At 47.4% G+C, this 22509-nt stretch carries 19 protein-coding genes; 8 read left to right on the top strand and 11 right to left on the bottom strand.

Annotation, left to right across the window (positions count from 1 at the left end):
* Window positions 1-79 precede the first annotated feature (79 nt).
* A complete protein-coding gene (locus Q337_RS0106965; protein ID WP_026470991.1) occupies window positions 80-3445 on the bottom strand; it encodes a LysM peptidoglycan-binding domain-containing protein in 3366 nt (1121 codons plus the stop codon).
* A 356-nt stretch (window positions 3446-3801) separates the two neighbouring features.
* Here Q337_RS0106965 and dnaQ point away from each other — a divergent pair, with 356 nt between their 5' ends.
* From dnaQ to nudC, 3 genes are all read left to right on the top strand, one after another.
* Window positions 3802-5238 carry a DNA polymerase III subunit epsilon gene (dnaQ, locus tag Q337_RS0106970; protein ID WP_026470992.1) on the top strand — a complete coding sequence of 479 codons (1437 nt, stop codon included), beginning with the start codon at window positions 3802-3804 and terminating at the stop codon, window positions 5236-5238.
* A gap of 282 nt (window positions 5239-5520) precedes the next feature.
* The gene (locus Q337_RS0106975) at window positions 5521-7179 is read left to right on the top strand and encodes a hypothetical protein (RefSeq protein WP_026470993.1); all 1659 of its coding nucleotides are present in this window, start codon (window positions 5521-5523) and stop codon (window positions 7177-7179) included.
* Window positions 7180-7228: 49 nt separating this feature from the next.
* Window positions 7229-8077 (top strand): NAD(+) diphosphatase, encoded by an 849-nt coding sequence (gene nudC / locus Q337_RS0106980; RefSeq protein ID WP_084494743.1) that lies wholly within the window; start codon window positions 7229-7231, stop codon window positions 8075-8077.
* A 37-nt stretch (window positions 8078-8114) separates the two neighbouring features.
* On the opposite strand, the gene Q337_RS0106985 is transcribed toward nudC, so the two are convergent.
* The 5 genes from Q337_RS0106985 to Q337_RS0107005 all read right to left on the bottom strand — a co-directional run bounded on the left by Q337_RS0106985 (window position 8115) and on the right by Q337_RS0107005 (window position 13396).
* Window positions 8115-9482 (bottom strand): erythromycin esterase family protein, encoded by a 1368-nt coding sequence (locus tag Q337_RS0106985; protein ID WP_034279249.1) that lies wholly within the window; start codon window positions 9480-9482, stop codon window positions 8115-8117.
* 279 nt (window positions 9483-9761) lie between these two features.
* The gene (locus tag Q337_RS17035) at window positions 9762-10781 is read right to left on the bottom strand and encodes an alpha/beta hydrolase (protein ID WP_211253594.1); all 1020 of its coding nucleotides are present in this window, start codon (window positions 10779-10781) and stop codon (window positions 9762-9764) included.
* Window positions 10782-10853: 72 nt separating this feature from the next.
* Window positions 10854-11642 carry a BON domain-containing protein gene (locus tag Q337_RS0106995; protein WP_051526637.1) on the bottom strand — a complete coding sequence of 263 codons (789 nt, stop codon included), beginning with the start codon at window positions 11640-11642 and terminating at the stop codon, window positions 10854-10856.
* Window positions 11643-11845: 203 nt separating this feature from the next.
* Window positions 11846-12286, bottom strand: coding sequence for a YraN family protein (locus tag Q337_RS0107000; RefSeq protein ID WP_026470997.1), 441 nt, complete (start codon window positions 12284-12286; stop codon window positions 11846-11848).
* Window positions 12287-12340: 54 nt separating this feature from the next.
* A complete protein-coding gene (locus tag Q337_RS0107005; RefSeq protein ID WP_084494744.1) occupies window positions 12341-13396 on the bottom strand; it encodes a penicillin-binding protein activator in 1056 nt (351 codons plus the stop codon).
* Window positions 13397-13411: 15 nt separating this feature from the next.
* Between Q337_RS0107005 and rsmI the strand changes: the two genes are divergently transcribed.
* Together rsmI and Q337_RS17040 are read left to right on the top strand one after the other, a co-directional pair.
* Window positions 13412-14248 carry a 16S rRNA (cytidine(1402)-2'-O)-methyltransferase gene (gene rsmI, locus Q337_RS0107010; protein ID WP_026470999.1) on the top strand — a complete coding sequence of 279 codons (837 nt, stop codon included), beginning with the start codon at window positions 13412-13414 and terminating at the stop codon, window positions 14246-14248.
* Window positions 14249-14407: 159 nt separating this feature from the next.
* Window positions 14408-14779 carry a hypothetical protein gene (locus tag Q337_RS17040; RefSeq protein ID WP_034279250.1) on the top strand — a complete coding sequence of 124 codons (372 nt, stop codon included), beginning with the start codon at window positions 14408-14410 and terminating at the stop codon, window positions 14777-14779.
* A gap of 11 nt (window positions 14780-14790) precedes the next feature.
* Here the strand turns inward: Q337_RS17040 and folP are convergent, their stop codons facing one another.
* The 4 genes from folP to Q337_RS0107035 all read right to left on the bottom strand — a co-directional run bounded on the left by folP (window position 14791) and on the right by Q337_RS0107035 (window position 18982).
* Complete coding sequence (gene folP / locus Q337_RS0107020) at window positions 14791-15648, bottom strand: dihydropteroate synthase (protein ID WP_026471000.1); 858 nt, start codon at window positions 15646-15648, stop codon at window positions 14791-14793.
* 139 nt (window positions 15649-15787) lie between these two features.
* Window positions 15788-17692 (bottom strand): ATP-dependent zinc metalloprotease FtsH, encoded by a 1905-nt coding sequence (ftsH, locus tag Q337_RS0107025; RefSeq protein ID WP_026471001.1) that lies wholly within the window; start codon window positions 17690-17692, stop codon window positions 15788-15790.
* 172 nt (window positions 17693-17864) lie between these two features.
* On the bottom strand, window positions 17865-18512 hold the full coding sequence (gene rlmE / locus Q337_RS0107030) for a 23S rRNA (uridine(2552)-2'-O)-methyltransferase RlmE (protein ID WP_026471002.1): 648 nt from the start codon (window positions 18510-18512) through the stop codon (window positions 17865-17867).
* Between the two features lie 110 nt (window positions 18513-18622).
* Window positions 18623-18982 carry a winged helix-turn-helix transcriptional regulator gene (locus tag Q337_RS0107035; RefSeq protein WP_026471003.1) on the bottom strand — a complete coding sequence of 120 codons (360 nt, stop codon included), beginning with the start codon at window positions 18980-18982 and terminating at the stop codon, window positions 18623-18625.
* A gap of 265 nt (window positions 18983-19247) precedes the next feature.
* Between Q337_RS0107035 and Q337_RS0107045 the strand changes: the two genes are divergently transcribed.
* From Q337_RS0107045 to Q337_RS0107055, 3 genes are all read left to right on the top strand, one after another.
* Entirely contained in the window at window positions 19248-20270 is a 1023-nt protein-coding gene (locus tag Q337_RS0107045) for a zinc-binding alcohol dehydrogenase family protein (RefSeq protein WP_026471004.1), read from the top strand.
* 162 nt (window positions 20271-20432) lie between these two features.
* Complete coding sequence (gene yhbY / locus Q337_RS0107050; protein WP_026471005.1) at window positions 20433-20756, top strand: ribosome assembly RNA-binding protein YhbY; 324 nt, start codon at window positions 20433-20435, stop codon at window positions 20754-20756.
* Between the two features lie 50 nt (window positions 20757-20806).
* On the top strand, window positions 20807-21403 hold the full coding sequence (locus Q337_RS0107055) for a DOMON domain-containing protein (RefSeq protein WP_026471006.1): 597 nt from the start codon (window positions 20807-20809) through the stop codon (window positions 21401-21403).
* Window positions 21404-21489: 86 nt separating this feature from the next.
* On the opposite strand, the gene Q337_RS19200 is transcribed toward Q337_RS0107055, so the two are convergent.
* Window positions 21490-22482 carry a carboxypeptidase regulatory-like domain-containing protein gene (locus tag Q337_RS19200; RefSeq protein WP_228133091.1) on the bottom strand — a complete coding sequence of 331 codons (993 nt, stop codon included), beginning with the start codon at window positions 22480-22482 and terminating at the stop codon, window positions 21490-21492.
* Between the last annotated feature and the right edge of the window lie 27 nt (window positions 22483-22509).

Raw genomic sequence — 22509 nt, forward strand, 5'->3', positions numbered from 1 at the left:
GTGCGGGTTGAACCTTGCCATTCCATCCTGGCGGCGTTGTAACATATAGCATTACTCACAACAGTCACTGACTAAAAAATTATAGGCTACGGCTTCCACTATTGGGCACCACCAGCACATCACCAATTTTAACGTTGGTTGATGGGGAAATCTGGTTCATCTTGGCCAGATCATTGACTGAAACCCCATGTTTTGAGGCAACCTTGATTAAGGTATCACCCCGCTTGATGGTGTAATTGCTGGTGAGCTTTGGCACATTCAGGCTTTGGCCGGACTGGACTTTGGTCTTGGCTGAAATCTGGTTTAACTTTGCCAGTTGCGCTGCCGTCAGGTCATATTTAGCGGCAATACTGTTGAGTGATTCACCACGCTTTACCGTATAGCTTTCCATGTCGTCCGAACGGCTGGCTTTGGCACTTACCATTTCAACTTCAACCTCATCGGCTTCAGCTTTTTTGCCTGTAGACTTTTTATCAGATTTGCTGTCTGATTTTTCAGTCTTATCTGCTTTGGCTGATTTTTTATCTGATCTGGCATCACTGGCCCCCAGCGTCAAGGTAGCGCCCCGTATCAGGTTACTGCTGGCTTTTAAGTCATTCATTTCTGCCAGTTCTTGCGTCGTCAGGTCAAACTTTGCTGCCACACCCGTTAGGGTATCACCAGACTGTACGGTATAGCTGGTTGGACGCGCTGGTTCTTTAGGCGTTTCAGTATCCGGAACGTTCAGCTTTTGGCCCACAATCACCATGCTGCTGGCAGAAATCCTGTTAAGTTTGGCCAGTTCATCATTGGTGGTATTAAAACGGCTGGCAATCCGGCTTAAGGTATCACCGGATTTAACCGTATAGTTGATGATGTCAATCTTGGCCGCAGTTTCCTTACTGGAAGGTTCTTTACTGGAAGACTCTTTACCAGAAGACTTGGCATTACGTGCGCTGGTAACTGGCGCTTTTTCATCAGCATCATTAACCACTGTGGCCGGAACTTTAATGGTTTGTCCTACATATAAGGTGCTGTTGGCCGAAAACTTGTTAAATGATGCCAGCTCTTCATTGCTAATCTGGTAACGATTGGCCAGTGAACCTACTGATTCACCCGGCTTCACCTTATAGCTGATGGTTTCTACTTTTTCAGCGGTTTTACGGCCTGATGTAGTTTTACTACTACGTGGTTCATCGTCTGCCTGATTATCATCAGTACGACTTGTTCCATTGTCGATCAGGGTCAGGCGTGTACCACGCAGCAGGTTACTGGTTGCTGTCAGGTTATTCATGCTGGCCAGCTGCTTGTTGGTCATACCAAACTTTTCTGCTACCGCAGTCAGGGTATCGCCCGCCTGAACCGTATAGCTGGTTGGACGGCTGGGCTGTGGCTTTTTGGCATTATACAAATACAGCGCAGTGCCCACATAAAGTGACTTATTGGGATCAATCTGGTTCCAGTTGGCCACATCACGCCAGTTCACGCCATAACGGGTTGCAATACTGGCCAGCGTATCGCCTGCCTGCACCACGTGCACAGAGCGCTCGCCCTGTGGTTTTTGTGTGGCATTGACAATCACTGGTGCAACTTTAGGCTTGGCTGGTGAAGCAGTACTTTTCTGGGCAACCAAAACGGGCTGTTCATACTTGATTTTTAGCTCCTGCCCCTTGGCATCAGCCACCGACTGGCTGGTTTGAATGGCTGTCAGCTTGATCTTGCCATCCAGCGGATCAACCACCTGCGTACCGGCTGGTGCCAGTGCCTGCAATTCAGCCACTACCTTGGCTTTTTCCTCAACGGTTGGCTGCGGCTCACCAGCGATCTGATTGGTTACACTGGCAACAGTTGTCGAGGCAGTCAGGCCACGCAGCTCGGCATTGCTTAACGGCGGTTCACCCACTGGCTGAATATTGCGGGCTGGTATTACTGCAACTGGAATTCGTGGACTACTGGGCAAATCTGCCTGATTGGCAAAGGCTGCCAGTGCATTGGCAGACGCTGGGGTCGGATTGCGCTTGGTAGTCATGGCCAGCATGCCAGCGGTACTGCTGGCTGTGGCAACCGGTACAGATGCCGTTATTGCAGGAGCTGTCGCTACCGCTGGTGTGGTGGTTCTAATGGATTTTGAACCATTACTTAATGTGGTAGTAATGGTTGTATTAGTATTGGTTATATTGGAGTTGCGGGCTGTCACTGGCTGGGTTATTGACGATCCCAGTGATGACGTATTGGTACGGTTTACAGTACCTGCACTCATCAGCGCAGCAGCCTGCTGGGTACTAAAACTGCGGTTTGCCGTATTGCCACCCTGACTTAAAATGACGGCACCACCCACTGGGCCAAGGCTTGCCATCAGGCCGGGATTGGTTTGCCCGAGGGTTGGCATACTGCGCAAACGCTGGTCAATCTGCGCATTCAAAGCGGCGGGAATCAACAAACGGTTTGGCCCCATCGGATCAGTATAACTACTTCTAAAACCGGGGTTTAATTCATAAAGCTCCTGATAGCTTAAGCCTGCAATCGATGCAGCCAGCGTCAGGTCCACCACACCAGGCAGTTGCACTTCACGGAAGTGAGGGCGATTGGCAATACTGGGCAGGTAAACCCCATATTGCTCCGGACTTTTTACAATTTGTGCGACCGCCAAAAAGCGTGGCACATAGTTCATGGTTTCGGCAGGCAGGCGAAGCGACCAGTAATCAGTAGGTAATCCTGCTGCCATATTGCGGTTAATGGCTTGCTGGATACGACCCGGACCCGCATTATAGGCGGCCAGTGCCAGCTCCCATGAGCCAAACTGGTTATACAGGCTGGTCAGGAATTCATAAGCGGCGCGTGTGGATTCCACCACGTCACGGCGGCCATCATAAATGGAATTCTGGCGCAGGCCATAAATGGTGCCCGTACTGGGAATAAACTGCCACATTCCTGCTGCGGCTGCACTGCTGGTTGCAGCCGGATCATAAGAACTTTCAATAACAGGCAGTAATGCCAGTTCTGTAGGAATACCCCGGCGCTCGGCTTCCGTCACTGTATGGTACAAATAGCGGCTGGCACGCGCACTCAAGCGGTCGATATAGGGCTGGCGGCTGGCAAACCAGCTTCGTTGTGCAGTAATCCGGCTATTTTGCACATTCAGATTCATCTGGAAACCTGCCCGCATACGTTTCCACACATCACCATGACGCAAGATTGCAAGGCGGTCGCCTTCTACAGCCGCCATATCCGTTGCTGACAACAAGGCTTCCAGTGAGTCAACACTGTTGGCATCCAGCAGGGCTTCCTGATGACCGGACTTGCTATGGCCTATGGTTTTACTGGTTTTGGCCTGCATGGTTTTCTTGGGCGGTGTACTGGAGCATCCACTCACAATCCCGGCAGCCATTAAGGCAACCGTTAGGGCCATGAGCTTACCCTGAAAGCCAGACGTATTTTGCTCAACGGTTTCTACAGAATGTTGCATAGCTTGTTCCTACCACCCAGATTAAACGCATCCACTAAAGCGCCACATTGTATGAAGACTGTCTTGGCTCTCCAACCCTGTTCATCCGCAAGAATGTCAGCGAATGTTGCAATTTAGCCATATTACTTACAAAGTTTGAAAATAAAAATAGTCAATCGTAACGATATTGAAAGCAGGCGCGCCAAAATCCAGTCTCAAATCTGACTATTATTTTGTATGTTTAACGAAGCTTATGCTTTTTGGTTGACTAAGCTGGTTAGCTTTTGGCCATGCTTAATGGCTTTATCTGAGTACTAGACCTCAGTGCCGGGCTTCGGTAGACTGCTGGCTTGATCCATGCGGAGCTGTTGCAGGCCATGAATAACCCCCAAACCCAGCCAGTTGTGTTGTATGTCGATGGTGCCTGTCGTGGCAACCCGGGCCTTGGCGGCTGGGGTGTTTATATGCAGCACTCTGACGGACAGGAACAGGAGCTGTGCGGCGGTGAGCCTGATACCACCAACAACCGCATGGAACTGACGGCGGCCATTGAAGGCATCAAGGCTTGCGCTATATCACAGCCGCTGGTGATCTGGACTGACTCCAACTATGTCAAGCAAGGCATTACCGAATGGATCATTGGCTGGAAAAAGAAAAACTGGCGCAAGGCTGATGGCAAAGCAGTGATCAATGCCGACCTCTGGCAACAATTGGATCAGGTTTGTCAAAACCGCAGCATTGAATGGCACTGGATTAAAGGCCATGCCGGTCATGCGGGCAATGAACGCGCGGACATGCTGGCCAACCGTGGCGCTGATCAGGTTAAAACCAATACAGGTCAAACTAACTCTCCCCAGCCAGCAGCTTCTTTAGATTCTGCTGCTCCTGAAGCCGATGCACCTGCTGCGGAGCCTGACTGGCTTAGCCACGATCCACTGGGGCTGGACATGGTATATGAACAGGAGCCAGACGAGCTTTATGCTGCTGATGAAGAATGGGTGGATGAGGTTGAACCCAAAACGGCTGTCGAGCAACACCACAAGGAACAGCAACTGGAACAGGCCAATCCGCAAAATGGCATTCAGCGCACCCCTGCTAAAGTGAAGCTGTCCGGCAAGCGCCAGTTGATTCTGGATACTGAAACCACTGGCTTTAGCTTTGCAGATGGCGACCGTATTATTGAAGTTGGCGTGATTGAAATGATCAACCGCAAGCTAACGGGCAGCTCATTTCATGTCTATATTAACCCGCAGCGTCCGGTGGGTGATTCGGTCACTGTCCACGGCATCAACGATGCCTTTTTGCAGGACAAGCTGCTATTTGAACAAATTGCGCAGGAACTAAACGATTACCTGCATGGCGCGGAAATCATTGCGCATAATGCTACCTTTGACATGAACTTTCTGGAAGGTGAATTTTTAAAGGCCGGTTTGCCCTCACTAAAAAGCCGGGTGGAAGTGACCGATACACTGGCGCTAGCCAAACGCAAGCATCCGGGTCAGAAAAATTCGCTTGATGCACTGGTTCGGCGCTATGAAATCAAACAGCGTGACCGTACTTTCCACGGTGCATTGCTGGATGCGGAAATTCTAGCTGATGTCTACCTTGCCATGACAGGTGGTCAGGTCACACTGGATATTGGGGGTGACCAGAGCAGCGCTGATGGCCTGTCCCAGCACCGTCAGTTTGCTGGCCGCTTTAATCTGCCGGTCATTGCAGCATCAAATCAAGAATCACAAAATCATGGCCAGTGGCTGGATCAGTTTAGCGAGAAAAACGGTATGCCCGCCCTGTGGTGTACTGTATTTGAGTAAGCCATTCAGTTGCAAACTACTGCAAAGCTATTTTCCGCACATAAACTGTGCATTTTGCCACAAATGGTTTAAAAAACTTTGGCAAAGCATGATTTTTTACTGGCTGTCCTGCCTCAAACACTATATGTTATAGCAGACGCTAAAAACTCCAGCAGACCCTGTTTACAGGGACCTGCCGCGAGTTTGCGCACCAGATAGCCAACGCCTGTACTGCCCTGTTAGCAACCCAGTACAGGTTCATACATCGACCTCAAATAAGATCTAAGGAAGGATGTTATTACTATGTCCCTTGCTACCGCTCAACATTTTGATGCCATTGCACTTCATATTGTTAAACCGGAAATAGATGCTTCATTATTACAAGTACAAAATGCCTTAAGCGCCTACATTGACGACACCAGCAATACCTTTGGCCTGACTGAGGCCAGTGAAAACATGAACCAGATTCACGGCGTCCTTAGCCTGCTGGAAATTACCGGTGCTGTTGAATTGGCTCAGGCTACCTCCAAGCTGATCAATCACATTGTTGCCAATACCAGCAAAGTGACTGATCAACAGCTGGGTGCAGTCAGTGAAGGCCTGATGATGCTGTCCCGTTATCTGGAATTTGTGGTACTGCGTGAAAACCTGTTGCCACATTTCCTGCTGCCATCGATTAACCGCATTTATGCAGAGCTGGGTGAGCCGCTATTGCGTGAAGGTTATTTCCTGCAACCTTATCTCAGCATTGTTCAACTACCCAAGCTCAACCTAAACCTGCAAAAGCCGGAGATTAGTCCTTCACAGGTAAACCAGCTGTTAGCGCTGTATAAAACCTCACTCAATCGTGTGCTTAAAAAGCAGGCCAATGCGCTGGATTTTCAGGCCATTAAACTGGTTGGACATTTTACCAGCATGCTGGCAGCTGGCAGCAGCTCGGAACTTTACTGGCATGCGGTTAATACTGCCTTTACGGATCTGCAAAGCTGCAAGCTCAATGATGTTCGTCTGCGTACCCTGATTTTAATTGAACGTAACCTGCAAAAATTTATTGGCAATACAGCGGCCTTTGTTCCTACCGAGCAGGATATTGCAGATGCCCTGACCTTAAGCGCCTGCCGTGACCATGAAGAAGCTGATGAATTGCGCCAGCAACTGGGCCTCAATGAGTATCTGATTAGTGATGCGCAGGCCGGTTTGCTCGGCCGTTATTTGCATGGCCCGGACAGTGCGACCATTCATGTCACCACTGAACTGATGCAGCAGGAAATTACCGATATCAAAAACAAGATCGACAGCATGCAGCATGGCGACAGCATTGACAGCAGTTTTCCAGCCATTGGCGAACAACTGCACCAACTGGCCAATGCCCTGAACCTACTCAATCTGGGTGAAGCCAGTACTCTGCTTGCCTATCAGGCCAATCAGGTTGCAGCTTGGCAGGATCTGACCAACCTTGAAGATGTTAATAACCTGATGGATGCCCTGCTCTATGCAGGCAATGCCCTGACTGTGCTGGATCGCTCGTATATTGCTGGCACCAGCAAGCTGCCTTTCCATAATCTGCATATTTCCCTGCATCAACTGGAAGAAGCCGGTGAAACCCTGATCAAGGAAAGCCGTGAAGCCCTGAATATGAGCATGCGCGCACTCACGTCTTATCTTGAAACCAAAGACCTGTTGCATATGAATAATGTACCTGCAATGTTTGAAACCATTGCCGGTGCCTTATTATTTATGAATGCAACAGCAGGCCGCGATATGCTCAAGCAGGCCGCTCAATATGTAGAACGTGCTTTTGCACCAGACCAAAGTACGCCTCCGGATAGCCATCACATCAATTTGCTGGCCAATGTCATGGTGAGTGTGGATCATTATCTTGATAGTCTGGAACAGCAAAAACCGCTGGGTATCCGTCCTTTTGAGATTGGCCTGAAAAGTGTTCAGGAACTAGCTGCCTGAATATAGATTTAAGCTAACCATACCAACCTCATGATATAGGGTCACTGTGATGCAAAGCACCATCTTGCCGGATAATCTGACTGCTGCTGGCCATGTGTCTGAGCAGACGGCTTCTACAGATGGGGCTACACATGGACTGCCAACCGTCATAGCCTATATCTTAAAAGATAATGCCTTGCTGGTTGATGAACAACTGGAATTGCCTCGCCTGCCTGCGCATCCAGAAGATATTGTGGTTAGTGTAGGGTCTGAGCAAAATGGCCAGCGGGTGGTAGCACGCCCTGTGAAAGAGGCTCATAAAATTCCGGCAGGCTACCAGTTTGTGCCAGTGCGTCAACTGGTTAGCCACTGGACCGTTGCACAGTTCGAGCAGACCAGCCGCGCCATGCAGCTACTGGAATGGAAGCGTAACCATCAGTTTTGCAGTCGCTGTGGTCACAAGGCCGTCGCCCATGCCAAAGAACATTGCATGACCTGTACTGCCTGTGGTTATTCACAGTATCCCCGCATTAATCCCTGTGTCATTATTGCCATTACCAAGGGCACACAGATCTTGCTGGCTCGCTCTGCCCAACGGCATACCAGCATGTATGGCCTGATTGCCGGTTTTGTAGAAGTGGGTGAAACCCTGGAACAGGCCGTTGCGCGGGAAACCCTGGAAGAGGTTGGAATTCGGTTAAAAAATATTCAATACATGGCGAGCCAGCCATGGCCATTTCCCAGCAACCTGATGCTGGCATTCAAGGCTGAATATGCCGATGGTGAGCTACTGCTTCAGGATGAGGAAATTGCTGAAGCCGCTTTCTTTGATTTTAATCAGCTGCCAACCATTCCGCCCAAAGGCAGCATTGCCTACTGGATGATTGAACAAGTCACCCAGCAAGCGTTTACCATCTAGTTTCACTTTAAAAATTCAGATTTAACCTTTTGTCAGGTTATTCACCGGTTGGATAGGTTTCCGGTAAATCATCTTCCTGCTCTGTATCGGTCACGCTTTGCCGGTCCAGTGGATTTAATGCCTTGGTTTTATCAATATAAATGAGTGCATCATATTGCTGATCCAGCCGGGTTTTTAAATAATGACTCCAGCGCTCGGTTGCAGGTGCATAAATTACCCCAATGTAGCGTTCCAGCCGCTCCTTACTTAATAGCGCTGCATCTGGCTTTTCTTTTTGTTGCTGGGCTTGCAAGTTAATCCAGAATTTTTCCACACCCGCCTGCTGGCACACCTGATGTAACAGCGCTTCATGGCTATCAGGCAAACCGGGGCGAACTGCTTTACGAATGCCTGGACTATCCCAGTCATCAGCCGCAAAAACCTCTCCCTGATAAGTACTAAACCCAATAATAAAGGTTTTGTCTGGATACCGTTCACGCATTAACTGGCCAACATTGACCTGATCACGCTGGCCCACTTCAGTGGCGCGGGCATCGCCCAAATGTGAGTTATGCGCCCAGACTATAATTTTCGCGGGCTGTCCCTGTTCAACCTGATGCGCCGCAAGGGCATCAATCGTATCCACCATATGCGTATCACGCAGATTCCAGGAATTATCACGGCCACGGAACATGGCGCGGTAATAACGCTCTGCATCTACTGCTAAGCGTGCATTTTGCTCGGCATAAAAATGCTCATCTTCCGCTAGCATGCCTTCATTGTTAACCAGCGCATCTTCCTGATGGCGAAGCTCCATCAACTGGGCAATGACCGCATCCTCACAGGGTTCTGCCACCCCATAAACGGTTGCCATGCCGTAGGTCTGTGGTTCCTTGCCAAAAGAATCAAAACAGCTATACCGTGCCCGGGCGCGATGGGCAGCTTCCGGGTCTACACTGTCAAGATATTCAATCACTGCGCCCATGGAACGATGCAGGCTATATAAATCCATGCCATAAAACCCAGCCTGAATCTGGCCTTGCAGTTGGGCTTTGTGGTTATATTTGCGCAACCACTCAACAAACTGTAGCACCACATCATTACGCCACATCCAGCGCGGAAAACGCTTAAAATCACTTAAGGCAGTTTGTGCGTTGGGGTCTTTCCCCTGCCCGCGTACATAACGGTTAACCCGGTAAGCATCCGGCCAGTCTGCTTCTACCACCACAGCGCTAAAGTTTTTTTCTTCAATCAGGCGACGGGTAATCCGCGCACGTTCCTGATAAAACTCCTGCGTACCATGCGATGCCTCGCCAATCAATACAAGCTGGGCATCACCAATTTGTTCAAATAACTGGTCATCTTCGGCAGCACTGCCGGAAAGTGAATGAGTGATGGCCTGTAACTGGTGCAGGTGGCTGGTCATTGGTGTTCTCCCTGGGTCTGGTTCTTTTTTCGGATCAGGCGAATGGTTATTGGGATTGCCTACCAGATATAGCGTAATACTTATTTTTATAAGGGATATGACAAAACAGCAAAATAAGGGTTTTAACGTGGATTAGTCAATTTTTGCAACGAGGAATACTGCTTTGTAAAGCACAGTGTATGAAAATTATGGAAATGCAGCCTATAAAAGATGACTGCATAATAGGCTAACTTTAAATACAAATTGCAGAGACGTTTGGCCAAGCTATATAAGCAAGGTTTATGAATTCAGGGTTTTCGCCAGGTAATCCAGAATTTGCTGGCGTGTATCTTTGTACCATGTAAGCCGGCTAGCAACTGCTGCCATAATGGAAACATGATTAGCCCCTTGCACAGTTTGTAGTTGTACCGGAATTTGTCTGGCTTGCAAGGCAGCCTGCATACGCTGTGCATTGACAGGATTGACGCGCTGGTCTTTGGAACCGACCAGCAACAAATGGGGCGGTGCATCGACCCTGACATGGCGATCCGGCATGACCTGATCTGGGGAAGCATTGGCCGGAAACGCATCGCGGGTACTGTCAGTACGAAAATCATAACTATAAGGCCCTGCAATACCAACTACTGCCTTAATATGTGATACCGGCACATTGACTTCAGCCAGCCAGCGTGAATTATCAACCGCCTCTACCACATTAAATGCCCCGGCAGAATGCCCCATCACCACAATTTGCTGCGGATTGCCCCCATAACGGGCAATATTCTGGTTAATCCATTGTATGGCCAGTGCGGTATCCTGCACGTAATCCGGATATTTGTGCGCAGGTGCCAGCCGGTAATTCATCACCACAGTGACATAGCCTGCGCGGGTAAAACTTTCACCCACAAACAGGTAATCATCCTTGCTGCCTTCTTCCCACGAACCACCATGTGCAAACAAAACTACAGGCCGTGGCTTGCTGTTGCTCACATGCAACGGCTGGTAAACGTCCAGCTTTTGCCGTGAATCCTGACCATAGGCAATATTGTATTGGGCCGTAAAATCTTTGCGGGTAATCCCATTAAGGAAACCCACACCGGAAAAAAATTGCGTTAATGAAGCCATGGATGAATGATTCTGGGAACTGGATGAACTAGCGGATGTCGTGTTATGCGAAGTATTCAGGGAAGAACAACTGCTACAGCCTAATAGCACGATACCAGCAACCATAAGCCACTTAGCTTGTGGGCCATGCTTTGTTTGCAGATCATGTTTTTGCAGGCCATGCTTTTGCAAATTGCAGGCTAGTTTATCTGTCATGCCGTATTCTTCCCTTGGTTAAAAATGCGCCCTATTCAAAATCTGAAATATTGCATTCACTTCAAAATGCAGTTAGGGCGCTGACGTTTCATCAGTTTGATCCGGAGCAGCCTGTTCTGGATCAATCGCTACCGGGGTCTGATCAATTGTGGTGGTCGGGCTAGCCAATGGCGTGGTTGAAGCCGTTCGGGTCAAATTAGTGTTTAAGGTGCTGGCTGTAGCTGGTGTCGCTGACTGGGTTAAACCATTGCTTGAAGTTGCCACACCAGCATCACTCAACAAATCAATTAGTGATACCACTTTGACAATATTGGGTGTGCTTTGCAGAATATTGATCAATGCCTGATTTTCACTGGGCGTTAGTTTACCCATCACATACACCACGCCATCTTCAGTTTGCACCTTAACCTTGGTGTCTGAAATATCTGGCGAAGTAACCAGCATGCGGCGAATATTGGCAGTGACAATACTGTCCTGCACAATCGTGTTATACGGAATTTTTTCGCCAATCGTAATATAGTTATGTACAGTTTTTACATCAGACATGGCTCTAACATTGTCTTCTGCCAGTTGTTTTAAATATTGGTCACCCACTTGTCCGGTGAGCAATACAGCGCTATGAAAGCTGGCAATATTGATACGGGCATACTTAAAACGTTCATCCAGCTTATAGGTGTTGATTTTAGCAGTGCGTTCAATGGAATTATCATTTAACACCTGACTAAATGTCCGCACTCCACTATCTGTCCCCAAAGGTGCAGGCCCGGTGCTTTGCGCCAGAAAACTCGCACAACCGGACAATCCCACCAGTATCATGCCTGCCAAACCCATTTTTAGTCCCAGATAGCCAGACTTATTCATAAACACATTTCCTTAAGACAAGATCAATTCAAACTGACCGAGTGTAACTAATTTTAAAGCTGCTTTTGAATGACTATCAGCATTATTTAACAGTTTTCTCTATGTCCATGAATGGATTATGAATGTGTTGCTGGGGCGATATTAAAATCAGGGGTTCTGCCCTATAAGTAAGTATTAGGATTGAAAAAGTCATATTGACCGCTTTAAGCACTGTCAAATGCAGCCTGAATCCATTCCAGCTCAAAAGGCACAGGTGCACTGTGCCCAGCAGCTTTCGCCAAGACAGGCTGCTTTTTAGAGGAAGGTACAGGCTTTGAAGTTAGGGCAATCACATCAAAACGGCAATCATTGTTATAGTATTGCTGGTGCTGTTGCAGAAATCCCTGCGCTGCCCTGATAATTTTACGCTGCTTGGCCAAAGTTATACTTTCCAGCGCGCTGACCAGACTATTGGCCTTACGCTGGCGCACTTCGACAAAGACCAACTGGTCAGCGCGCTGCACAATCAGGTCAATTTCGCCAAACCGAGTATTAAAATTCTGTGCCACCAGTTGATAACCCTGCTGCTGCAAGAAACTGGCGGCTGCATCTTCAGCCTGGGCACCCTGCTGATGCGTGGTACTACTGGAACGACCTACAGGCATGGATCAATCATCATTTTCTGGGCTATTTAAACAAGCTGCAAACACAGGCTTTGGCTAATTAAAACTCAGACCGGTATTTTCCACCTTCATACACTGGGGATAGCGGTCTATGGTATTTTTTACAATCCGGATCGTTCCCGTGCGGCCATGAATAGTCTGACCCTGCTGCGTGTCTGGCTGTTTACCTGACGTATTATTTAAAATGATACTGGCAATATTCCAGGTATCGCCGCCAAAAGCCAGCAAGCGCTGATAGGGTACACTGGTGGGCTTGTCCTGATACGCCTTCAACAATTCTGGCCAGTCTGCTTTATACAGGGCAGGTATATCACAAAATTGCAGCCCTACTGGCAGGCTGGCATTTTCCTTGATGGCCAGCGGCACCGTATAAATTTTTTCATTGGGCAGCTTTTTAAGCTGGTTCAGCCAGTCATAATCACCCAGCAGTAAAATGCCCTGTTGCGGTTCCAGCTTGCGCGGTACATTATTGCTGTCTACCAGCTTACCACCCCAGATACGATTCATGGCTTCACGAAAACGCTTGGTACTGCTGCTTTGGTTATCCTGTGTTAGCACAAATAGCTGGCTGATCCCATCAGTCTGAATTCGCTTGGTAATGGCCAGCGCATCTTCATCGGGTGACAGGGCAAACTGCCAGATATTTGGTTCGGTTTTATAAACCTGATTTAGCGCCAGTGTTTTAACCGCTGGTTTGGCCTGTACCAGTGCTTCCACTTCATTACGCGCCAATGGGCCAATAATCAGCTGGGTGTTTTTTTTAACCTCAGTTTTTAAAATATCCGTAATGGCACGCTGGCTATTGTCTACAAAACGCAGCACTGGTCTGGAATTTCCGGCATAATAGGCGGCTTCTATTCCATCCCGTACACTACTGGCTGCCACTGACATCGGGCCACTGGCGGGCAAAATAATGAGTACTTCAGCCTGTGATGGCTGTACTGGTGTCTTAAGTAGCGGTGCCTTGACCACTGGCTGAGGCTTTGCTTGCGATGGTACTTTTGGCTGTGGCTGGGCCTGTACTGATGACAGCAGCAAAGGCAACGCAGTTAGCCCCAATCCCGTCAATCGATTTAATATTTTTCTATACATGGAGAAGCCTTCCGCATGAGTGCTTATTTATATGTGGTGGCAACGCCAATTGGTCACCTTGAAGATATTTCAGCGCGTGCAATTCAAGTACTGCGTGAGGTAGAACTTATTGCTGCTGAAGATACCCGGCACGCAACACGCTTAATGGATGCCTATCATATTACAACTGCCCTTACTGCTTGCCATGAACATAACGAAAATCACAAAATCCCGGAAATTATATACAAAATTAAACAAGGCCAGTCGGTTGCACTGATCAGCGATGCAGGAACACCCCTGATTAGCGATCCGGGTTTTAAACTGGTGCGTGCTGCCCATGATGAAAATATCCGGGTTATCCCGGTACCAGGTGCCTGTGCAGCCATTGCTGCCTTAAGTGCTGCTGGACTGCCCAGCGACCGCTTTAGTTTTGAAGGGTTTTTGCCAGCCAAAGCCCATGCTAGACAGCAAAAGCTGCAAGCCTTAAAAACTGCACCGCAAACCCTGATTTTCTATGAAGCACCGCACCGCATTCTGGATTGCGCGCAGGACATGCACGATATCTTTGGCCCAGAGCGTGGTGTTACTCTGGCTCGTGAAATTACCAAAACCTTTGAAACTATTAAAAAGACTACATTTGCTCACTTGGTAGAATGGATAAAAAATGACCCCAATCAGCAAAAGGGTGAGATTGTTCTGGTGGTGGCAGGTGCTCCGGAAACTGGCGAGCAGGATCAGCAAAAAGTCGATGCTTTATTAAAACGGTTATTACAGGATTTACCGGTTAAAACCGCCTCACAGCTTGCCGCAGATTTAACTGGCCTGAAAAAAAATGAACTCTACCAGCGTGCCTTACAGCTCAAAACAGAGTGAACCTGAAATCCTATACAATCAAAGGACTCAGTCGGTAGTAAGTAAAGCTTAATATGCAGGGTAAAATAGTAACACTGGTATAACATTTTTAATGCCGGATTGCTCCTTGGGTTTGGTAGTCTGGCAATGTTGCCTTATCAGATTAATGGATTAATACTCATGAAAAAAACTACTTTTACCTTTGCCCTGTTTGGCATTGCCTTGCTCACTGGCTGCCAGTCCTCCCCGTCCCAATCCGGGGAAGGCAACCACCAACCGGTGTGGGTCGCCAAAGACCTGGGCTTGAAGCAATGTGAGCAGTCAGCGAGTAATAATGCCCTCAACAAAACCCAGCAAAGTCTTGATCAGAATCAGGTGCAGGTATTAAACGCACATTGTGCAGATGATGGCATGATGCGCACACAGGTGTGTGGTGCCGTGCAAGGCAAGCTGGGTATTTATAAAATTGCTGCCTTCCAGCTGGAAAAAGCCCAATCGCTAGGTTTTAAACAGGTACAGGAAAACCAGTACAAACAAGTGGCCTGCTCCTAAAAAACTCGAAATTAAGCAGTTAAGGTGGCTTGCCATAGTTTTATATGCTGAACTGTAGCAAGCACATCATGAGTACGTATAATTGACGCGCCCTGCTGTACTGACATCAAGTGTCCTGCCAGTCCAGCATATAAGCGGTCATCTACTGCTGCGCCATTGAGCACTTCTCCCAAAAAACGCTTGCGGGATAAACCGCTCAGCCAAGGTAAGCCGAAATAATCATTAAATTCATAAAGCGTGTTTAAGAGCTTTAGATTGTGCTGGGCAGTTTTAGCAAACCCAAAGCCGGGATCCAGAATTATATTTTCACGCTGAACTCCTGCATCCAGTGCTGCATTAAGACGCTGCTCAAGTTCACTAATAACCTCCTGTACCACATTGTCATAGTTTGCCAAGCTATTCATGGTATCCGGCTCACCACGCATGTGCATGAGAATGACAGGAATATTCAGGCCAGCAGCAACCTGTAAAGCGCCTGGCCGGGTTAGGGCACGTACATCATTCCACAGGTGTGCACCTGCCTTAACAGCTTCTGTGATTACCTCCGGACTGCTGGTATCAACTGAAATAATCACATCCAGCTGTTGGTGAATTGCGGTAACAACTGGCACAACCCGCTGTATTTCTTCATCCCTGCTCACTTTAGTGGCATTGGGCCGGGTAGACTCCCCGCCAATATCAATTATAGTGGCGCCCTGCTCTACCATTTCCCTGGCACGTTTTAGCGCATAATCAAGCTGGGTATATTGGCCACCATCCGAAAAAGAATCGGGAGTTACATTCAAAATGCCCATTACTTGCGGCTGCGATAAATCCAGCTCTTTATTTTGACACTGACGTGACACTGTAGGGAGAGAACGCAATTGCATAGGTTTTTCCAGTTCAAGCAAGGCTATATCTTAAATAAAAAAACCGCGCTTTAAATAAAGCACGGTTTTTAATGAGGCTAAATAAGCGCTGATTTTGCAATTAAACAGTAATTATTACCTGTTATTGTGCATCCATTGCTTAGATTGCTGGCAATGGCGGCGGTGTTGAACCACCAGATGAAGAACCACCGCTATCAATGCTATGGGTTGGTACCGGATTGATTGGCTCATACACACGTGGCGGTTTTGGATCACGGCCCGCCATAATGTCCAGAATTTGCTCGCGGTCAATGGTTTCCCATTCCAGCAAAGCTTTTACCATGGCATGTGCAATATCCAGATTGGATTCAATCAGATCACGGGCAATCTTGTATTGCTCATCCAGAATGCGACGTACCTCAGCATCTACCTGTTGCTGGGTAGCTTCTGAAATGGTACGGCTACCAACATTACCAAAGAAAGACTGGGACTGGTCATCTTCATAAACCATCACGCCTAACTTATCTGACATGCCATATTTAGTAACCATGGCACGGGCAATTTTGGTTGCACGTTCAAAGTCATTAGACGCGCCAGTTGATTGCTGATTGATAAACACTTCCTCAGCAATACGGCCACCAAACAAAATGGAAATTTCATTCAGCATTTTGTGCTTATAATGGCTAATGCGGTCATGTTCAGGCAACTGCCATGTCACACCCAATGCCCAGCCACGCGGCATAATGGTCACTTTATGCACAGGATCAGTTTCTGGCAATAACTCAGCCACAATGGCATGACCAGCTTCATGATAAGCCGTGGCCTTGCGCTCTTCTTCACGCAGCACCATGGATTTACGCTCAGGACCCATAAAGATTTTGTCCTTGGCGTCCTCAAAGTCATGCATATCGACTGTGTTTTTATTACGGCGGGCAGCAAACAAGGCTGCTTCATTTACCAGATTAGCCAGATCAGCACCACTAAAACCGGGTGTACCACGCGCCAGAACCTTGGTATCCACACCGGTTACAGATGGCAATTTACCCATGTGCACGTTCAGGATTTGCTCACGGCCTTTAATGTCCGGCAAGCCCACAGCAACCTGACGGTCAAAACGACCCGGACGCAGCAATGCCTTATCCAGTACATCAACACGGTTGGTTGCCGCAATGACAATAATACCTTCATTGCCTTCAAAACCATCCATTTCAACCAGCATCTGGTTCAAGGTTTGCTCACGTTCATCGTGACCACCGCCTGTACCTGAACCACGATGGCGGCCTACCGCATCAATCTCGTCAATAAAGATGATACATGGTGCATGACGTTTGGCTTGTTCAAACATGTCACGCACACGGGATGCACCGACGCCAACAAACATTTCAACAAAGTCAGAACCGGAAATTGAAAAGAACGGTACTTTCGCTTCACCAGCAATCGCTTTAGCCAGCAGGGTTTTACCTGTTCCCGGTGGGCCAACCATCAGCACACCACGCGGAATCTTGGCACCCAGACGCTTGAACTTGGCAGGGTCTTTCAGGAAGTCGACAATTTCAACCACTTCCTGCTTGGCTTCATCACAGCCTGCTACATCCTTAAAGGTGACCTTGATCTGGTCATCAGTCAGCATTTTGGCTTTTGACTTGCCAAAGCTCATTGGCCCGCCTTTACCACCTGCACCGCCTTGCATGTTACGCATAAAGAACATGAATAGCAGAATAATCAGTAATACCGGGAAGCTGGCAATCAGCAACTGCATGAGCAGGCCTTGACGATGTGGCGCAGTACCTTCAATTTCTACATTATTTTTAATCAGGTTAGGCATTAGCTCAGCATCAGTCACGGCTGGACGAATACTTTCAAACGCTGTGCCATTGCGTTTTTCACCCGCAATTCTCTCGCCATCAATTTTGACCTGCTTGATTTGTCCCGCATTAACCGCAGCGACGAACTCAGAATAGTTCAGTTGATCCGGCTTGTTGCGGTTTTCAAAGTTGCTAAATACCAGCACGAGAACACCGATGATGACAAGCCACAACACGGCATTCTTAACGAGATCGCTCAAAGCTTTCTTCCCATATATACATGATGATCACAGCATGCATTATAGCATTCAAATCATGAACCTAATGTCGATATTCGGTACATGATCACCTGATAGATGTGATCTTTCACTCAGGTTTTGATTTAATTTAAGCTCCAGTTAATCTCAACAGTCGCTTAATTTTTTAAATTCGTTATAAGGATTTTTTACGTCCTTGACCCAGCAAATATACTTCTTTTGAACGGGCACGCGAGGCAGCAGGCTTGGTAGTTTTTAGCACATCGAAAGTGTCAACAATCGACTTACGGTATTCATCAAAGCCTTCCCCTTGAAACACCTTCACCAGAAACTGTCCTTTGGGACTCAGTACCCGGTTTGCAAAATCAAGGGCCAACTCACACAGATAAATCATGCGCGGCTGATCAACAGAAGTATTACCAGATGTATTGGGGGCCATATCAGAAATTACAACATCCACTTGTCGGCCATTTAATATTTTTAACAATTCATCAAAAACTGCCTGTTCCCGGAAGTCCCCTTGCAGGAAGGTTACATCAGGTAATGCATCCATATGCAAAATATCAGAAGCTACCACCAGTCCCTTGGAACCTACCAGCTTGCCCGCAATTTGCGACCAGCTTCCCGGTGCTGCACCCAGATCAACCACGGTCATGCCGGGTTTAATCAGGTTGTACTTTTCCTGAATTTCAAGCAGCTTGTAGGCGGCACGCGCCCGGTAGCCATCTTTATGGGCCTTCTTAACGTAAAAATCATCCAGGTGCTCCCGCATCCACGCGCGACTACTTTTGGATAGCTTATTGTTGGTAATGCGTGTGGCCATAGCTCAACCTGTAAAAAACCAGTTTCATTAAATATGTTTTCTTGCTGCAAGAACAGTGCAGATATTAACTGATTTTGTCAGTGTTTTTATCTCAAATGTGCACAAACCCGCTATCCACCTGTCACTGCTTCAGCTTGTGGCAGCAAATTTTCTCGTCCCCACAGCTCCATGGCACGAATGATAGGGGCTAACGTTTTACCCTTGCTGGTCAGGTAATACTCAACCTTGGGCGGTACTTCTGCATAAACCTGCCGAAATACAATGCCACTGGCTTCCAGCTCACGCAACTGATTGGTTAGCATGCGCTGCGTAATGCCGGGTAAGCGCCTGCGGATTTCATTAAAACGCAAGGTTTCATCCAGTAAATGATACAGAATGACACCTTTCCATTTACCACCGATAATCTCAAGCACACCCTCTACCGGGCAGCCTACTGTACAGTCCAGACGCTGATGCGCAATGTTGGGCATTTGGTTTCCTAAAAGATCATAAGATCAGCAAGCTTTAATAAGCTAGCCTGAACGGCTTGACTTACGAACGAAAGTTGCTGGATCTGGAATAGCATGCAGTTAATCCTGAATCAGGATGCTTAAGTCTGGCGCTTACATCATGCCTATAGTATCAAAAAGGATACTAGGTGTCATGAATGTGCATTCTTGCAGAAATAGAACTTTACTCTTAAGGTGTGTGTTCATGGGTCTTTATTTTTAGTTTACAAGCATCAGGATTTTAACCATGCGTGCAGTTGCCTACCAGAACTCCCTAGCGATTGATCAACAACAATCATTAATTGACATTAACCTGCCTGAACCTATTGCGCGTGGGCGTGACTTACTGGTTGAAGTTAAAGCCATTTCAGTCAACCCGGTCGATAGCAAAATTCGCAAAAGAGTGCAGCCTGAGGCTGGCCAGTACAAGGTGCTGGGCTGGGATGCTGCTGGAGTTGTAAAAGCAGTGGGTGATGGGGTAAGCCAGTTTAAAGTAGGTGATGAAGTATTTTACGCCGGTGATTTGAGTCGCTCCGGAACCAATAGTGAATTTCATCTGGTAGACGAGCGTATTGTTGGCCTAAAGCCCAAAACTCTTTCCTTTGAACAGGCTGCTGCCCTGCCGCTCACCAGTATTACTGCCTGGGAAGCCCTGTTTGACCGTTTAAAGATTAGTGCTAATAATTCCACTGAAACAGGAACAATCCTGATTATTGGAGGGGCTGGCGGTGTAGGTTCCATTGCCATTCAGCTACTGCGTGCATTAACCAGTTTAACCATCATAGCAACAGCATCACGACCAGAAAGCATAGCCTGGTGCCAGAAGCTAGGCGCGCATGTGGTGCTGGATCACAGTCAATCCTTATCTGAGCAGTTTCAGGCCCAGCAATTGCAAGCGCCGCAGTATGTATTTTCAACTACCCATACTGATCAGCATTTGCAGGCAATTAGTGAAATCATTGCACCACAGGGCGCACTGGTTTTAATTGATGATCCTGAGCAACTGGACATTGGCTTGCTCAAGCGTAAAAGTGTGGCGATTCACTGGGAATTCATGTTTACCCGCTCGCTATTTCAAACGTTAGACATGCAGGCTCAAGGCAATTTGCTCAATGAGGTTGCACAACTGGTAGATGCCGGCAAAATCCACAGCACACAAAATCAGACTTTTGGCACCATCAATGCACAAAACCTGAAAAAAGCCCATGCCTTGCTGGAAAGCAACCAGAGTATTGGCAAAATTGTACTCAGTGAATTTGAGCCAAGTTGATTTTTTAAACTAAAGGTATTCACCAGAATTTTTAGCAACGCTGGTGTAGCTAGGGTGTAGCCAGATAGCATGATAAACCCTGGTGTCTGAGATAATGATTTCGTGCGACAGGGTTTTTCGCTACAATAGCCAATCTTATTTAATGTTGTTTGAGTTCAGTGTATGAGCAGTCTTTCAAATCAGGAACGTAAGCGTTTACGTCAAATCGGACATGCACTGCATCCTGTGGTGATGCTAGGCAGTCAGGGCCTGACCGAAGGGGTTATTGAAGAAGCCAACCGTGCACTGAATGACCATGAGCTGATAAAAGTCAAAGTAAGCGGTGAAGACCGTGAGCTTCGTGCTGCGCTGATGCAAGAGCTGGTTGAAAAAACCGGTGCTGAAATTGTGCAGAAAATTGGCAAGATTGTGTTGCTGTATAAAAAGGCTGACAAACAGAACCAGCATTTATCCAACCTGATCCGCTTTGCCCACTTAGCCAAATAAACAGGATCAAGTCAGTATTTTATGCTATGTAATTTACGGAGTAGCGGATCTTGCCAAGCTATGAGTTAGAACCGTTTACCCCAGACCGCAGCATCCGCATTGTCGCTGCTACTGAAATCCTGCTGCCGTCATCAGTACGTGTGCTGTTTTGGGTAAACGATCCCGAGCAGCAGGTGCTGTGGCCGGATTCAGCGGATAATCTGGCTTCCTGCCTAAATAACTCTCCGTCTACCAGCTTTGATGGTGATGCGCTGGGCTACCCGCGTCGTGATTACTTATGGCAGCACACCTGTTTTGAACTGTTTATCGGCCTTAAAAACCAGACGGTTTATCGGGAAATTAACTTAAGTCCAGCAAGCGTCTGGAATTGTTATGGCTTTGAGAATTATCGTGAACCTACCCAAATGCCGCCTGTGGTAGCCCATGATGTTCAATTGCTGGAACTAAAAACCCAGTCCCAAAAGCTGGAAGCTGTGCTAAGTTTTCAACAATTTTTTGAAGCACATCAATGTGGCTGGAATGATCTGATTCTTGGCATGACCAGCGTTATAAAGACCCAGAAGCAGCGGGAGTTTTACTTTGCCTTACAACACTCAGGTGTGCAGGCTGACTTTCATCGCAAGCAGGACTGGATTGGCAGTTTTTAACTTTATAAGCCAGGATTAAAAAACCCCGAATTTTATCGGGGTATAATATGCGCTGTGAAAATTATTCTATTGCTAAGATTGGTTTATCAAGCAGGCGTATATTCATATTTTACGCTGTAGCTTACGCTAAACCCATTGGCTGACACTGTTGCCGCAATATTGCCTGTATTGCCACTAAATGAACAACTATTTAACACATAACCCGATGGCAATTGCTCTTTAACATCGGCATCACCGCAAAACTCTTGCTGGTTAGCTGGTTTATCAACTCCCTTAATATCTACAGTGGTACCAAAGCCATTCACTGAAGTCGTTACTTTCAGATTGTAATTACCGCCGAATCCACCACCATTATTGTTATCAATCACCCATGAATAACCATTGGTGCTGATCTGGTAGTTCCAGGCAAATTCACGGCCATTAATTACGTATTTCACACTACAGCTACTGACATTACAGTTGCCAAAGCCTGAAATTTGCACCTTATCGAGTACCGCATCGAAACCGCTACCATTGGCCTTAAACTCATAGCTAAAAATGTTCAGCTTCTTGGCATCAATGCTGACAGCAGCAAATTCACTGTTTAGATTAGCTGCGACTTTTTTGGCAGCGTCCTCAATCTTGGCGCTGGTTACGACAGTATTTTGTTTGTCCCAGTCTTTATAAAGAGTGTCCAGATTGGCCTGGCCATTGGCTGCAAATACAGCTTGGGTGGTGAGCTGATTTACATTGACCTGTGTTTTGGCATCAGCAGAATACGAATATAGGGTAACTGCCTGATCGCCAGTCTTATCATTATAGGCCTTGATCAGGTATGGCCCGCCCTTGGGTGCTGCAACTTCAAAACTACCATCCGCCTTGATGTCTACAGCTTTAGATTCCTTGCCTTCCTTATTCTTGACAATAACCTTGCCTGCAAAAGGCTTACCGGTGGCTGCAGTGCCTTTAATGGTTTCAGTGCTGGCCGGTGCGGTATTGGTGGTATTGTTATCATCATGATCGCTACCACAGGCAGCCAGACTTAACGCCGCGCCAGTACATACGGCAAGTGTTAATGCTTTAAAATTTAATGATTTCATAAAGACATCCTTTTTAGCTGTGAGCAC

It is taken from the genome of Alkanindiges illinoisensis DSM 15370, assembly GCF_000619845.1.
In the GTDB taxonomy this organism is placed as follows: Bacteria; Pseudomonadota; Gammaproteobacteria; order Pseudomonadales; family Moraxellaceae; genus Alkanindiges; species Alkanindiges illinoisensis.

Excerpts from the sequence above, each read along its gene's own strand:
- folP (WP_026471000.1), bottom strand. The coding sequence starts at position 15,648 with ATGCAATTGCGTTCTCTCCCTACAGTGTCACGTCAGTGTCAAAATAAA.
- rsmI (WP_026470999.1), top strand. The coding sequence starts at position 13,412 with ATGAGTGCTTATTTATATGTGGTGGCAACGCCAATTGGTCACCTTGAA.
- Q337_RS0107035 (WP_026471003.1), bottom strand. The coding sequence starts at position 18,982 with ATGCCCAACATTGCGCATCAGCGTCTGGACTGTACAGTAGGCTGCCCG.
- Q337_RS17035 (WP_211253594.1), bottom strand. The coding sequence starts at position 10,781 with ATGACAGATAAACTAGCCTGCAATTTGCAAAAGCATGGCCTGCAAAAA.
- Q337_RS0106995 (WP_051526637.1), bottom strand. The coding sequence starts at position 11,642 with ATGAATAAGTCTGGCTATCTGGGACTAAAAATGGGTTTGGCAGGCATG.
- Q337_RS0107000 (WP_026470997.1), bottom strand. The coding sequence starts at position 12,286 with ATGCCTGTAGGTCGTTCCAGTAGTACCACGCATCAGCAGGGTGCCCAG.
- yhbY (WP_026471005.1), top strand. The coding sequence starts at position 20,433 with ATGAGCAGTCTTTCAAATCAGGAACGTAAGCGTTTACGTCAAATCGGA.
- nudC (WP_084494743.1), top strand. The coding sequence starts at position 7,229 with ATGCAAAGCACCATCTTGCCGGATAATCTGACTGCTGCTGGCCATGTG.
- dnaQ (WP_026470992.1), top strand. The coding sequence starts at position 3,802 with ATGAATAACCCCCAAACCCAGCCAGTTGTGTTGTATGTCGATGGTGCC.
- rlmE (WP_026471002.1), bottom strand. The coding sequence starts at position 18,512 with ATGGCCACACGCATTACCAACAATAAGCTATCCAAAAGTAGTCGCGCG.
- Q337_RS0106965 (WP_026470991.1), bottom strand. The coding sequence starts at position 3,445 with ATGCAACATTCTGTAGAAACCGTTGAGCAAAATACGTCTGGCTTTCAG.
- Q337_RS19200 (WP_228133091.1), bottom strand. The coding sequence starts at position 22,482 with ATGAAATCATTAAATTTTAAAGCATTAACACTTGCCGTATGTACTGGC.
- Q337_RS0106985 (WP_034279249.1), bottom strand. The coding sequence starts at position 9,482 with ATGACCAGCCACCTGCACCAGTTACAGGCCATCACTCATTCACTTTCC.
- Q337_RS17040 (WP_034279250.1), top strand. The coding sequence starts at position 14,408 with ATGAAAAAAACTACTTTTACCTTTGCCCTGTTTGGCATTGCCTTGCTC.
- Q337_RS0106975 (WP_026470993.1), top strand. The coding sequence starts at position 5,521 with ATGTCCCTTGCTACCGCTCAACATTTTGATGCCATTGCACTTCATATT.
- Q337_RS0107045 (WP_026471004.1), top strand. The coding sequence starts at position 19,248 with ATGCGTGCAGTTGCCTACCAGAACTCCCTAGCGATTGATCAACAACAA.
- Q337_RS0107005 (WP_084494744.1), bottom strand. The coding sequence starts at position 13,396 with ATGTATAGAAAAATATTAAATCGATTGACGGGATTGGGGCTAACTGCG.